The organism is Acinetobacter sp. NIPH 2100 (assembly GCF_000369805.1).
Classification (GTDB): domain Bacteria; phylum Pseudomonadota; class Gammaproteobacteria; order Pseudomonadales; family Moraxellaceae; genus Acinetobacter.
On sequence record NZ_KB850224.1, the window covers coordinates 667,924 to 681,443 of the forward strand.

Genomic DNA, 13,520 nt, shown 5'->3' on the forward strand with positions numbered 1-13,520 from the left:
ACCAAAGAAGGGATTGATGCAGGAGACAAGAAAGTTACAGGTGTAGCGGATGGTACGGTTGCCAAAGACTCGAAAGATGCAGTGAATGGCGGTCAGCTCAAAGGTGTATCAGACAGTGTTGCAGGAGCGATTGGAGGTAAGACAACAGTCAATCCAGATGGAAGCATTAAGACTGAGGATGTTGGAGGAACAGGACATAACAATATCAATGATGCGATTGCCTCAGTGAAACAGGATGCCAAAGCTGCGAAAACCTCTGTAAGCAATAAAGATGGCAACATTAAGGTTAATGAAACGACCAAAGCAGATGGAAGCAAAGACTACGAAGTTGGTTTAGCCAAGGACATCAGTGTGGATAGTGTGACTGCGAAAGATGTGAATGCCAATCAAGTGAATGTTGCGGGTGACAAAGGTACCACGACCATTACAGGTGGAGGCATCAGCATCAGTGGACCGAAAGGAGAAGCAGGGCCAAGCATGACGACTGACGGCATTAATGCCGGTGGTAAGAAAGTGACGGGCGTAGCAGATGGAAGGATTGAGAAGGGTTCACAGGATGGCATCAATGGTGGACAACTACATCGTTCTTATGAAGATGTCGGTGCGGCATTAGGTGGTGGAGCTGGCTACGACCCTGAGAAGGGTTGGAAAGGACCGACGTACAATGTTGCGGGAGGTAGTCACAACAATGTCGGTGATGCTTTGGGAGCACTTAACAATGCCAATCAGGCCCTCGATAACCGTATCACTAATTTAGGTGATCAGATGCAACAGGCTTTTTATGACACCAATCGTAGAATTGATGATGTCGAGAAAAAAGCCAATGCGGGTGTAGCTGCTGCAATTGCATTAGAGGCAGCGCCTTTTGTCGCTGGTAAATATACCTATGCGGTTGGCGCTGCTTATCACGGTGGAGAAAATGCATTTGGTGCGACGCTACGTAAGACAGCAGATAACGGACGTTGGTCATTGACTGGTGGTGTTGCAGCTGCTTCACAAGGTGATCCAAGCTTCCGTCTTGGCCTAAGTGGTGTAATTGATTAATTGGCTAAGCTTTTAGGGAGAGTCGAAAGGCTCCCCCCTTTTCCCTCAATAATAATGAAGTGAGAATAAATACATGAATAAGATCATGCCTTTAATGATGGCTTTTGTTATTAGTAGTTTTTTGCAAAACCAAGTGAATGCGGAAGTACAACATTCTCAGGAAATCGAGTTTCCAGAACTCAATAAAAGCTATTTGAAATTGGTAAAACGTTATGAATACAACAATGTTGCTCGTTTAGATACTGGGCTGAATAAAGACCAGATACGTCATATTTTGGGCAACCCACATTTTAAGGAAGGTGTGATGGGAGTCAAAACATGGAATTATGTCTTGGATATCCAGATACCGAATACGCAGGAGTATAAACGCTGTCAGCTACGTATTGATTTTAACCAAAAATACATCGCAGAACGTCTTGTCTGGAAAGATGAGAGCTGTCAAGAAATCGCTGTTTAGACTCTAATCAAGACATCATCCATCAGGAATTATGCGTTCAGAGTTTGTGTAAATTTTAGGGTTAATTAAACATATAAGGCTATAGTTTAGTTTTTATGTTTAATTTTCCTAAAATGATTATTTAAAAGATATAAAGTGTTAAAAAAACAACACTGAATTTTGCTAAGCTTTAAAAAGCTGACAGATGAGATGAATAATATGTTTCATACTTTTTCACATTGTGAAAAAAATATAAAGCTGCATATTATTGAAGTCGGAAATAAAGATATAAAACATGCGGTTATTTTTTTTCTTTTAGATGTCGATAAATTTTTCTCTCTCATAGATAATTTATCCTCATATGATTTTAGAATTATCCTTATTTATAAGTGTGAGGTAATCGGTCAGGATTTTTTATTACATGATTTTTTGAATGGTATGAAATATTTGATTGATTATCTTGATGTCGAAAATACACAATGCATACTTGATTCAGCAATAGATGAAATTTATAAAGACCCTTTATATTCAAGTGGTTTATTTAATTCTATAACATTTTATAAGAAATTTGATGAGCTTTGTTTAGACGCCTTTTTGGCATCTTATGCATATTGGACCAAAGGAGGTGTCGATTTTATTGAAAAAGTGAATAATCAAATTAATAGTATTTTATCTGAAGGAGAGCCTTATCTTACGAAGGTCGCCAAAAAAATGCGACTCACACCAAGAGTGTTATCTAAAAAAATAAAAAATGAGGGTGAAGAATTTAAGTCGCTGGTCAAGCAAAACAGACACGAGAAAGCATTAGCTTTATTAAAAAAAGAAAATGTCAGGTTGTCTGATATCGCATATACATTGGGCTATACAGAGCATAGTGCATTTACACGTGCATTTAAGAGTTGGGCAGGATGTTCCCCATGTCAGTTTAGGAAACATTTAAAATAATTCAATGGAGGTGTAAAGTTTTGGATATCAGGGATTTAAAAACTTTTATATACGTAGTTGATCATCAGTCCATTACAATTGCTTCCAAAAAACTGGGTGTGAATCAATCTACCGTCACAAAACGTATTGGTCATATGGAAGGGGCTGTTAAGGGTGTATTATTTAATCGAAAGACGAGACCCTTGCAATTAACAAGCTTAGGCAAGAAAGTTTATTTAAAAAGTTGTTTTATATTGAAGCAATTAGAATCACTGACAAACTTCCATACTGAAAATGGGGAGATAGTCAAAAAAAATATTAAAGTTGGAATCGCCCAAACTTTTATCGATGATATTTTGGATTATGTCATTCATCAGTCTAAAAAGCTTAACCCATATTATGAAATTGATATTTACAGTGGCTGGGGGTGTAGTCTAGTTCAACAAGTCTACGAGGGAGAAATTGATTTAGCGGCACTCATGATTCCATCAAACCTTGGCTTGACAACCAATATTTCATTTTTCGAAGTCGGTACGCTTCCTTTGGTCATCATTGCCAAGAAAGGTGATGCCTGTAAATACCATAGTCTGGAAATGTGCAGTAAAAGAGGGTGGGTGTTGCATCCAGATGGCTGCTGTTTTAGAGAAGGCTTGGCTAAAACCTTGTATGAAAGAAAGCTGGGTTTTTATATTAATAAAGAACTTTTTGGCGTAGAGCTTCAATTACAAAGTATTTTAGATGGAGATGGCCTCGGTCTTTATCCGAAATCGTTCTTTGATCAGTCTACCTTGAATAAAAAAGGCTTGGAGATTGTCGAGTTAAAAGATTTCTCACTCTCTTTACAGGTCGGAATTGTCAAAGCACAGCATGTTGGCATGGATGAAACCAATGCTTTTATCGAAGTGGTGAAAAATCACTATTTTAGTCATTAAATAGTGCCAAATTCTGTTGCCGTTGATTTGTTCGTGCAAGGAAGGTGATTTGCATCAAACCGATAAAATCCTTCTTTTAGTTAGGGCGTTTTATCGGCTTGGTTCTGTCTTGTTACAATCTTAGTAGTGTTTTACAAATGATGCGATTTAGAGATCTTTCTGGTATTCAGTAATGACTTCAAGTGCAGCACGAAAGGCTTCCTGAGTTGCTGGTGCGCCACAATAAGGAAGGCTATGAAGTAGAACTTCTTGGATTTCTTCAACACTCGCCCCATTATTTAATGCGCCGCGGATATGTCCTTTGAGTTCGGTTGGACTTTTCTGTGCAGTTAAAAATGCGATGGTAATCAGTGAACGATATTTACGAGGCAAGATACCTTCACGTTGCCATGTTGACCCCCAAGCATGTTCATTGATCCAGTCCTGTAAGGGTTGAGTAAAAGGTACGGTATTGTCTTGAGCACGTTTTACAAAAGATTCCCCCATGACTTCAGTACGAACTTTTAAACCATTTTCATAATCTTGTTGTGACATATTTTTACTCTTCTAGCTGTGAAAAAGATTGAGTTTGTTCATCGACATAAGTTCATCCTAACCCAATTAGTCTATGAGCTAAAGTCATAGAGACTGACTGTAATGTTCTCTCTTTTTAATGATCGACGTTATTCCGAGAAGATTCTGTTTATACATTTTTGAGCTCAGGGAGCGTCTAAATTGTGGATAAATGAAGACATATCAACAGCAGATAAATCTGCTACAATTGCGCCAATTTTAAATTCTTTCGTACGCCATCTGTTCTTGCCATTTTTTGCAGATACACATGGGTGCACAAATTGTAGATTTTTAGCATGTTTAAAGATGAATTAGCGGCACAGGTTGCCCAGCGTCGCACCTTTGCGATTATTTCCCACCCCGATGCGGGTAAAACCACCATGACAGAAAAACTGCTGTTATGGGGTAAGGCGATTCAGGTTGCGGGGATGGTCAAAAGTCGTAAGTCTGACCGTTCTGCGACATCTGACTGGATGGAAATGGAAAAAGAACGTGGTATTTCGATTACCACGTCGGTGATGCAGTTCCCTTATAAAAAGCACACCATCAACTTACTCGATACCCCGGGACATGAAGACTTCTCGGAAGATACCTATCGTACTTTAACGGCCGTCGATTCTGCTCTCATGGTGATTGATGGTGCCAAAGGTGTCGAAGAACGTACCATTAAATTGATGGAAGTGTGTCGTATGCGCGACACGCCAATCATTTCATTCGTTAACAAAATGGACCGTGAAATTCGCGAGCCTTTAGAGTTGCTGGATGAAATTGAAAATGTCCTGAATATTCGCTGTGTTCCAATCACATGGCCTTTGGGTATGGGGCGTGACTTTGCTGGTGTTTACAATCTGCTTGAAAACAAACTGTATGTCTATAAAGCAGGTTTTGGTTCGACCATTACTGATATCGATGTTCGTGATGGCTATGACTATCCGGATATTCGTGAAAAAGTAGGTGAGTTGGCGTGGGCATCTTTTGAAGAATCGCTTGAATTGGTCCAAATGGCAAATGAACCATTAGACCGTGAGCTATTTTTACAAGGTAAACAAACGCCTGTTCTGTTTGGTACGGCTTTAGGTAACTTTGCTGTTGATCATGTACTGGATACCTTTATCAATTGGGCACCAGAACCAAAAGCACACCCAACCCAAGAACGTATTGTGGATGCCAATGAAGAAGGTTTTACTGGCTTTGTCTTTAAAATCCAAGCCAACATGGATCCGAAACACCGTGACCGTATTGCCTTTATGCGTATTTGTTCGGGTAAATATGAAAAAGGTTTGAAAATGAATCATGTACGTATTGGTAAAGATGTACGTATCAGTGATGCATTGACTTTCCTTGCGGGTGAGCGTGAGCACCTTGAAGAAGCTTGGCCTGGTGATATCATTGGTTTACATAACCACGGTACCATTCAGATTGGTGATACGTTTACCAGCGGTGAAAATCTGCATTTCACAGGGATTCCACACTTCGCGCCTGAAATGTTCCGTCGCGTTCGCCTCAAGGATCCTTTGAAATCGAAACAGCTACAGAAAGGTCTGAAAGAATTATCCGAAGAGGGTGCAACTCAGGTGTTCATGCCACAAATCAGTAACGATTTGATTGTGGGTGCTGTCGGTGTGTTACAGTTTGACGTGGTCGCTTACCGCTTAAAAGAAGAATACAAAGTGGATTGTATTTATGAGCCAGTCAGTGTTCATACAGTTCGTTGGGTGCATTGTGATGATGAAAAGATTCTGAATGAGTTTAAGAAGAAGGCACATGATCAACTTTCGGTTGATGGTGGTGGCCACTTAACCTATCTCGCACCAAGCCGTGTAAACTTGCAATTGATGCAAGAACGCTGGCCAGATATTCAGTTCCGTAACACACGAGAACACTAAAGTAGACAAAAACAGCTTCTAATTAGAGGCTGTTTTTAATTGAATAATCGAAAAAAAAAGGATGATGCGATGAACACTTTAAAACCACTTTTTGCTGTCAGTGTATTGATTGGAATGATGGCTTTAACGGCATGTGATCATCCTAACAAAAACGAGACCGATGCAGCCAAAAACAAAGAGCAAGCCGCAGCGACTACTGAAAAAGCTGAAGTTCTACCTTATTTAAATATGAAAGAGGCAAAGGCTGATTATGCTTTGCCTTTCTGCGAAAAGAAAAACTGTATTGATGTCGATATTCAAACCATCAAGACACAGGATGATTGGTTGAATGCATGGATTGCGAAAAATCAGGCCAATGTGATTCAACAGCAGATTGAGCTGAATAAAAATCTGACCCTGCAACAAGCCATTAATGCGTATGTGAAAAAGTCAGATGAATGGCAGGATAAATATTCTAAAAATAAAGCGTATGAATTGCATTTAAATACACGGATCGCTTCGCAGCGTAATCAATATGTGTTGTTGCAAGTCGGAGTAAATGCACAACAAGAAGATATTGCGGTGAAAGATCGTTTCTATTTCTTTGTCGCCGATCGCAAGCTGCAAAAAAGTGTCAGTATTTTGGATGTAATTCAGAAGAATCAGCAAAATGCATTGAACGAGATTATTCAAGTGCATTACCAACAATGGATTGAGAAGCAGTCTTCAGAAGTGAAAAAGCAAGTTCCAAAGAAACTGTATTGGGGACAAGCAGATTGGTTCTTTGATGGTGAAGGTATTGGACTACATTATCGTGCCAATGAAATCAGTAAGGATGCACCGCAGTTGGATATTTATTTAACCACGGAACAAAGCAAACAGATGCTGCAACCTGAAATTTATCAGCAAATGTTTTAATCTAGTTGCTTGAGTTTCGTATAGAAATTGCATGTGCTGCTAGCGGTTTTGCATGAACTTCGATAGCATTTAAAAATCCTGTGTAATAACAATGCTGATAGGTTTTAAATGAAAACATTTTATAAATTTAGCGTTCTTGCATGTGCAATTTTACTTGCAGCGTGTCAGCCGAAATCAGAGCCGAAAGAATCACAGGATAAACCGACGGATCCACCTGCTGTACAACAACAGGCTGAACCCGTTTTACAAGGGGAAACCGTTAAGATTCAGGTAAAATTACCCGAATGTAAGGGCAATACCTGTCCTGATTTTACCGTTGAACGATTACAAAGTAATTTCCCATTTATTGATCAATTACTGGATCAGCAGATTTTAGACCAACTCAGCAAAATGCTAGAGGTGGTTGATGCGGAGGCTGCTACATCTACGCCAAAGACAGCGGAGTCAAAATCAAGTTTAGACAGCCAAACACAATTATATGCAGATTCATTTGTCAAAATTGATGAAGAACTGAAAGCATTGAGCAGTAGCCATCAGATTAGTTTGATGATTAAGCCTAAAATTTTACAGCCTAAAGGCAAACTGGCAACCGTGGTGTTGAATAGTAGTAGTTATTTGGGTGGGGCGCATGGTTCAACTTCACAACGCTACTATAACTTTGATTTAGCGAGTCAAAAACAGATTCAATTGCATGATCTGTTATTGCCGAAGCAGAAAGCAGCTTTAGATAAATTGGCGCATGAAGCCTTTAAGACATGGATTGTTGATTCCAAACTTGCAACTGATCCGAAGGAGTATGAACAGGCTTGGCCATTTCAAGTGACAGATAACTTCTTGTTGGGTGAGCAAGGTTTAATTCTGCAATATGGTGAATATGAAATTGGACCTTATGTGGTTGGCTTACCACGTCTAGTGATCCCATTTAGTGAATTGCAAGGTGTATTGAAACCTGAATATTTACCTAAAATTGATACACCTGCAGCCTCTGCGCCTGTTGCAAGTACTCCAAGTCAAAGCTAATGCAATTGTTTGATACTCATACCCATTTTGATGTTGCCGATTTTGATCATGATCGGCAACATCTGGCTGTACAGGCAAAACAGGTAGGCGTTGAGGCATTGGTGTTGATCGGTTTTCTTGAGCTACGATTCAATGAGCTGATTCAAACCCATCAGCAATTACAACATTGGGAAAATGTACCGCGATCTTATCTTGCCCCAGGTTTGCATCCATTTTATATCGAACAACATCAACCCGAACATTTACACCGCTTAGAGCAGGTCTTACAGCAACATGATTGTGTTGCTGTGGGGGAGATTGGATTAGATACTTTTTTAAAGCAACACAAACAGCCAAGCATATTTGCTCAGCAACAGCATTATTTTATTGAACAGCTTGGACTTGCAACCCACTATCAAAAACCTGTGTTGCTACATATTCGCAAAGCCCATGCTGAAACCATTGCAATTTTAAAAACACAAAAATTCAAATTAGGTGGTATTGCCCATGCTTTTAGTGGTGGGGTGGAAGAGGCCAAAGCTTTGGTTAAATTGGGTTTTAAAATTGGGGTGACGGGACAAATCACCAATCTAAATGCTAAAAAATTGCATCAAGTGGTACAGGCGATTGGCAGTGAAAACTTGGTCATTGAAACGGATTGTCCCGATATGACGCCGTTGTGTTGTCAAACCTCAACAGAGCATCGCACCCGTAATACACCAGTTAACCTACCTTATGTATTGGAGAGTTTGGCACAAAGCCTTGAGCAGTCTAAGGCTCAGCTTGCAACTCAGCTATGGCAAAATTCTTTGACGGCCTTGCAGCTACAATTTTAAGAGAATAAGCAAATAATCTTGTTAAAAATAAGATACTAAAAGGGAACACATCTGTCTTTAAACAGGGGTACATTAAAGTAAGAAATTCATAATAAACACATCAGCCAATACTGGGAGGGTAACCTTATGGCCAGATATAGCAAAATCAATAGTTTCAATGCATTACAAACACTCACCGTCGGTTCGACATCCTATCAAATCTATAGTTTAGCGCGAGCAGCTGAAACACTTGGCAATATTGATCAATTGCCAAAGTCTTTAAAGGTTTTGCTAGAAAATTTACTGCGTTTTGAAGATCAAAAAAGTGTAAAAGTGGAGCATATTCAAGCACTGGTGGATTGGCAGAAAAGCAAAAGTTCTGATCAAGAAATTCAGTATCGCCCTGCACGAGTGCTGATGCAGGATTTTACTGGGGTTCCTGCGGTAGTCGATCTTGCTGCAATGCGCGCTGCAATGTCTCAAGCCGGTGGTGATCCTAATCTCATCAATCCCTTATCACCTGTAGATTTGGTCATTGACCATTCTGTTATGGTCGACCATTTTGCCGATGAAAATGCCTTTGCCGAGAATGTCGAAATTGAGATGCAACGTAATGGTGAGCGTTATCAATTCCTGCGTTGGGGACAATCTGCGTTTGATAATTTTAGTGTAGTACCGCCTGGGACAGGGATTTGCCACCAAGTCAATTTAGAGTATTTGGCACAGGCAGTATGGTTAGGCGATGATGAAGGTCAAGTTTTTGCTTTTCCAGATACGCTCGTTGGAACGGATTCGCACACCACCATGATCAATGGACTGGGGGTTTTAGGTTGGGGTGTGGGTGGGATTGAAGCAGAAGCCGCGATGCTAGGACAGCCTGTATCCATGTTGATTCCAGAAGTAATCGGATTCAAACTGACAGGCAAGTTGAATGAAGGAATTACTGCGACTGATTTAGTACTCACTATTACACAGATGCTGCGTCAAAAAGGGGTGGTGGGCAAATTTGTTGAATTCTATGGCGATGGTTTGGCTGATTTACCCTTGGCGGATCGCGCCACCATTGCCAATATGGCACCAGAATATGGTGCAACCTGTGGTTTCTTCCCTGTTGATGAGGTGACATTGGGATATTTATCCCTGACAGGTCGCAAGCAAGAGCGGATTGATTTAGTTGAAGCCTATAGTAAAGCACAAGGCTTGTGGCGTCATACGGGTGATGAGCCGATCTTTACTGATACACTGAGCTTGGATATGAGTACCGTTCAGGCAAGTTTGGCAGGACCCAAACGTCCACAAGATCGTGTTTTGTTGTCAGATGTTCCGAAAACCTTTAATGCATTGATGGAGTTGAATCTCAAACCCGCCAAAGAAGCCAAAGAACGTTTGGAAAATGAAGGCGGCGGAGGGACTGCTGTTGAAGCCAAGAAAGCAAATTTAGCGCACGAAGAACCCGCATGCACCATTGATGGAAAATCATATCCCTTAACTGATGGTGATGTGGTGATTTCAGCCATTACCTCCTGTACCAATACTTCCAATCCAAGCGTGATGCTGGCTGCAGGATTGTTGGCGAAAAAAGCAATTGAGAAAGGGCTACAACGAAAACCATGGGTGAAAAGCTCATTGGCACCTGGTTCTAAAGTGGTCACTGATTATTTAGCGGCGGCTGGCGTAACACCATATTTGGATGAGTTAGGCTATAACTTGGTTGGTTATGGCTGTACCACCTGTATTGGTAACTCTGGACCTTTACCAGAACCGATCGAAGAGGCGATTCAATGCCATGACTTAAATGTTGCTTCGGTACTTTCAGGAAACCGTAACTTTGAAGGACGAGTTCATCCATTGGTAAAAACCAACTGGTTGGCTTCCCCTCCATTGGTGGTTGCCTATGGTTTGGCAGGAAATATTCGTACAGATTTAACTACGCAGCCGATTGGCCAAGGCAAAGATGGGCAGGACGTTTATCTCAAAGACATTTGGCCGAGCCAATTTGAAATCGATCAAGTGCTGCAAAAAGTGAATACCGACATGTTCCATAAGGAATATGCCGCTGTGTTTGATGGTGATGCTACTTGGCAAGCGATCCAGATTCCACAAAGCCAGACCTATGCTTGGCAAGATAACTCGACCTATATTCGACATCCGCCATTTTTTGAGGAAATCAATCAGCCTCCGAAAGCCATTACCAATATTGAGCAGGCACGTATTTTGGCCGTGTTGGGAGATTCCGTTACCACTGACCACATATCTCCAGCAGGGAATATCAAGAAAGATAGTCCAGCAGGACGTTATTTACAGCAACAGGGGGTTGAACCGAAAGATTTCAACTCTTATGGTTCTCGACGTGGCAATCATGAAGTGATGATGCGCGGGACTTTTGCCAATATTCGGATTAAGAATGAAATGCTTGGTGGTGAAGAAGGGGGTAATACCATTTTCATTCCAACAGGTGAAAAACTTGCCATTTATGATGCTTCCATGCTTTATCAACAGCAACAAACGCCGTTGGTGATTATTGCTGGCAAGGAATATGGAACTGGTTCATCACGAGATTGGGCCGCAAAAGGTACCAACTTGTTGGGTGTAAAAGCGGTCATTGCTGAAAGCTTTGAGCGTATTCATCGTTCTAATCTGGTGGGGATGGGCGTATTACCATTACAGTTTGTAGATGGGCAAACACGTCAATCTTTAAATCTGACAGGTCGAGAAGTGCTTTCGATTCATGGATTATCCGATGATATCCAACCGCATCAGACTTTGGATATCCAAGTACAGCGGGAGGACGGGTCACAAACTCAGTTTAAAGTATTGTGCAGAATCGATACCTTGAATGAAGTGGAATACTTTAAAGCAGGTGGTATTTTGCATTATGTATTACGCAATCTGATTGCTGCTTAAGCGATAAGATATTTCATAAATCAAAGATGAAAGCGAGTCTTTCATCTTTTTTTGTTTGAATTTCAGGTATTCAGCGTTAAGGTAGTCAAGCCCGATCAAATTGGATAAAGGCTTTGAATCAATTACCTCGCTATGTTTATTATCTCTTGGCTGCGCAGGCATTTAATTTAATTGCCGCTGTTTTGTCAGTTACTGTGGCTGCAATTGTGGGTTTAAAGCTAGCGCCAACTCAGGCCTTAGCTACAGTGCCGTATGGTTTGCAGTTTTTAGCGATGCTACTGACGACTTTTATTTTTTCTTTTTTAATGAAAAAGCTTGGACGTCATCTGGTTTTCCAGTTTGGTTGTATCTGCCTGTTTTTGGCTGGTGTTCTAGGCTATCTGGCATTACAGCAGCAACAGTTTTATCTATTATGCCTCAGCCATTTTTCACTGGGTTTATTTATCTCGACTGCGAATTTCTATCGCTTTGCTGCTTCTGATCGTTTGGCTGCCGATTTGATTCCAAAGGCAACTGCCATGGTGATCTCGGGCGGAGTGATTGCAGCAATTATTGCACCCCTATTGGCGATTCAATTTCAGCAGGTAGCAGGTCTACCCGATTTCACCGCGATTTATTTCATTTTTAGTGTCTTGGCCTTGTTGTTATCTCCAATCTTGTATGTATGGAACACAAAATTCCAACGCCAACAGACACAGCAGATGGTGATTGAACCCACTCAGCGCAGCAAGCTGCCAATCACTTTGATTATTGCTGCCATGATCAGTGGTGCTTTTGCCTACTATATTATGAATGTGATGATGATTATGTCTTCGTTGCATTTAAAGGAACATCATTCATTTCACTATGCTTCGATCTCCATTCAGTTGCATGTGTTGGCAATGTTTATTCCGTCATTCTTTGTTTCTAAACTGATTCAACGATGGGGAACGTACACCACAATTTATGTGGGCTTTGCTTTACTGATGTTATCGTCTTTAATTCCAATGTTCGGACAAGTCGGAATCTATATTAATACTGCCTTGATCGTTCTCGGTGTGGGCTGGAATTTTGCTTATTCAGGTGCATCGACGTTATTGGCTGGTTTAAATGAGCAGCAAAAACATCGTGTACAAGGAATTAATGAGACTGGAATTGCCTTATTTGCAACCTTAGGCGCATTTTTACCAGCCCCTATTTTGAGTGGTCTTGGCTGGATCAATGCCAACCTTTTAGCTTTATTTATGAGCTTCATGGTTTTTATTCTATTGCTGATTTTAAATCGCCAAGGTCAAGCATCAAGCAAAGTTTCATCAAGCTAACCTAAACGGGTTTAAACACGTTAAAATACGGCTTTAATTGAAAGCTATAGATCGCCCTGTTATGACTGATGTTCCTGTAAATGATGAATATGAGCGCCGTTTTGCTGGTGTTGCCAAAATTTATGGAGAAAATGCATTTGCACATTATGAGCAAAGCCATGTCATGGTGATTGGTATTGGCGGTGTGGGGAGTTGGGCTGTTGAAGCATTAGCTCGTACGGGTATTGGTGAACTCACTCTGGTGGATATGGATGTGGTGGCGGCATCGAATGTTAACCGTCAACTGCCTGCAATGAGCTCGACATTGGGACAAGAAAAAATTGAGATTATGGCCGAGCGTTGCCGACAAATTAATCCACGTATGAAAGTGAATGTGATTGATGACTACCTTACGCCTGAAAATGTCAAAGAGATTTTAAATCCTGTTCCAACGATCATTTTAGACTGCATTGATGACGTCAAAGCCAAGTTTGCTTTGATGTTGCATTGTCGCTTTAACAAAATCCCGTTGATTGTGTCCGGTGGCGCTGGTGGAAAGCTGGATCCGCTTAAGATTCGAGTGGCAGACTTATCCAAAACAGAACAAGATCCGATGTTGGCAAAACTGCGCACTCAACTACGTTCGAAAGGGATTTGTAAAAAACCAAAAGAGAAATTCGGCATCACTTGCGTGTATTCGATTGATAATCCATTTTCAAGCGCAGAGGTTTGCCCAAGCGCTGGCCTACGTTGTGGGGGATATGGTTCGGCGGTGGTAGTGACTTCAAGCTTTGCAATGGTCGCGGTGGCTGAAGTCTTAAAGAAACTAGATAAAATCAGAGCTTAAATAA

Annotated in this window: 12 protein-coding genes; 11 read left to right on the top strand and 1 reads right to left on the bottom strand. The window is 40.9% G+C overall.

What is annotated here, in order from left to right:
• The 4 genes from F887_RS14830 to F887_RS14815 all read left to right on the top strand — a co-directional run.
• A partial coding sequence (locus F887_RS14830) for a YadA-like family protein (protein WP_005291739.1) occupies nt 1-1,044 on the top strand: 1,044 nt, incomplete at its 5' end.
• Between the two features lie 73 nt (nt 1,045-1,117).
• Entirely contained in the window at nt 1,118-1,501 is a 384-nt protein-coding gene (bamE, locus tag F887_RS14825) for an outer membrane protein assembly factor BamE domain-containing protein (RefSeq protein WP_005291741.1), read from the top strand.
• Between the two features lie 198 nt (nt 1,502-1,699).
• Nucleotides 1,700-2,425, top strand: coding sequence for a helix-turn-helix domain-containing protein (locus F887_RS14820; protein ID WP_005291743.1), 726 nt, complete (start codon nt 1,700-1,702; stop codon nt 2,423-2,425).
• A gap of 20 nt (nt 2,426-2,445) precedes the next feature.
• The gene (locus tag F887_RS14815; RefSeq protein WP_005291744.1) at nt 2,446-3,336 is read left to right on the top strand and encodes a LysR family transcriptional regulator; all 891 of its coding nucleotides are present in this window, start codon (nt 2,446-2,448) and stop codon (nt 3,334-3,336) included.
• 147 nt (nt 3,337-3,483) lie between these two features.
• Here the strand turns inward: F887_RS14815 and F887_RS14810 are convergent, their stop codons facing one another.
• Complete coding sequence (locus F887_RS14810) at nt 3,484-3,870, bottom strand: carboxymuconolactone decarboxylase family protein (RefSeq protein ID WP_005291747.1); 387 nt, start codon at nt 3,868-3,870, stop codon at nt 3,484-3,486.
• A gap of 314 nt (nt 3,871-4,184) precedes the next feature.
• On the opposite strand from F887_RS14810, the gene F887_RS14805 reads away from it, so the two are divergent.
• The 7 genes from F887_RS14805 (at nt 4,185) to F887_RS14775 (ending at nt 13,516) form a co-directional block, all read left to right on the top strand.
• Nucleotides 4,185-5,774: a peptide chain release factor 3 gene (locus tag F887_RS14805; RefSeq protein ID WP_005291749.1), complete on the top strand. Its 1,590-nt coding sequence runs from the start codon at nt 4,185-4,187 to the stop codon at nt 5,772-5,774.
• A 69-nt stretch (nt 5,775-5,843) separates the two neighbouring features.
• Nucleotides 5,844-6,671, top strand: coding sequence for a hypothetical protein (locus F887_RS14800; protein ID WP_032862750.1), 828 nt, complete (start codon nt 5,844-5,846; stop codon nt 6,669-6,671).
• A gap of 108 nt (nt 6,672-6,779) precedes the next feature.
• Complete coding sequence (locus F887_RS14795; protein WP_005291752.1) at nt 6,780-7,691, top strand: RsiV family protein; 912 nt, start codon at nt 6,780-6,782, stop codon at nt 7,689-7,691.
• On the top strand, nt 7,691-8,506 hold the full coding sequence (locus F887_RS14790; protein ID WP_005291756.1) for a TatD family hydrolase: 816 nt from the start codon (nt 7,691-7,693) through the stop codon (nt 8,504-8,506). Before F887_RS14795 ends, F887_RS14790 begins: the two co-directional genes overlap by 1 nt.
• A gap of 126 nt (nt 8,507-8,632) precedes the next feature.
• A complete protein-coding gene (gene acnA / locus F887_RS14785; protein ID WP_005291758.1) occupies nt 8,633-11,389 on the top strand; it encodes an aconitate hydratase AcnA in 2,757 nt (918 codons plus the stop codon).
• A gap of 113 nt (nt 11,390-11,502) precedes the next feature.
• Nucleotides 11,503-12,690: an MFS transporter gene (locus F887_RS14780; protein ID WP_005291759.1), complete on the top strand. Its 1,188-nt coding sequence runs from the start codon at nt 11,503-11,505 to the stop codon at nt 12,688-12,690.
• 61 nt (nt 12,691-12,751) lie between these two features.
• Nucleotides 12,752-13,516 (top strand): tRNA threonylcarbamoyladenosine dehydratase, encoded by a 765-nt coding sequence (locus F887_RS14775; protein ID WP_005291762.1) that lies wholly within the window; start codon nt 12,752-12,754, stop codon nt 13,514-13,516.
• The last annotated feature ends 4 nt before the right edge of the window (nt 13,517-13,520 follow it).

What these genes read in the sequence shown, in the direction of transcription:
- bamE (WP_005291741.1), top strand. Translation starts at nt 1,118, where the DNA reads ATGAATAAGATCATGCCTTTAATGATGGCTTTTGTTATTAGTAGTTTT.
- F887_RS14820 (WP_005291743.1), top strand. Translation starts at nt 1,700, where the DNA reads ATGTTTCATACTTTTTCACATTGTGAAAAAAATATAAAGCTGCATATT.
- F887_RS14810 (WP_005291747.1), bottom strand. Translation starts at nt 3,870, where the DNA reads ATGTCACAACAAGATTATGAAAATGGTTTAAAAGTTCGTACTGAAGTC.
- F887_RS14805 (WP_005291749.1), top strand. Translation starts at nt 4,185, where the DNA reads ATGTTTAAAGATGAATTAGCGGCACAGGTTGCCCAGCGTCGCACCTTT.
- F887_RS14800 (WP_032862750.1), top strand. Translation starts at nt 5,844, where the DNA reads ATGAACACTTTAAAACCACTTTTTGCTGTCAGTGTATTGATTGGAATG.
- F887_RS14795 (WP_005291752.1), top strand. Translation starts at nt 6,780, where the DNA reads ATGAAAACATTTTATAAATTTAGCGTTCTTGCATGTGCAATTTTACTT.
- F887_RS14790 (WP_005291756.1), top strand. Translation starts at nt 7,691, where the DNA reads ATGCAATTGTTTGATACTCATACCCATTTTGATGTTGCCGATTTTGAT.
- acnA (WP_005291758.1), top strand. Translation starts at nt 8,633, where the DNA reads ATGGCCAGATATAGCAAAATCAATAGTTTCAATGCATTACAAACACTC.
- F887_RS14775 (WP_005291762.1), top strand. Translation starts at nt 12,752, where the DNA reads ATGACTGATGTTCCTGTAAATGATGAATATGAGCGCCGTTTTGCTGGT.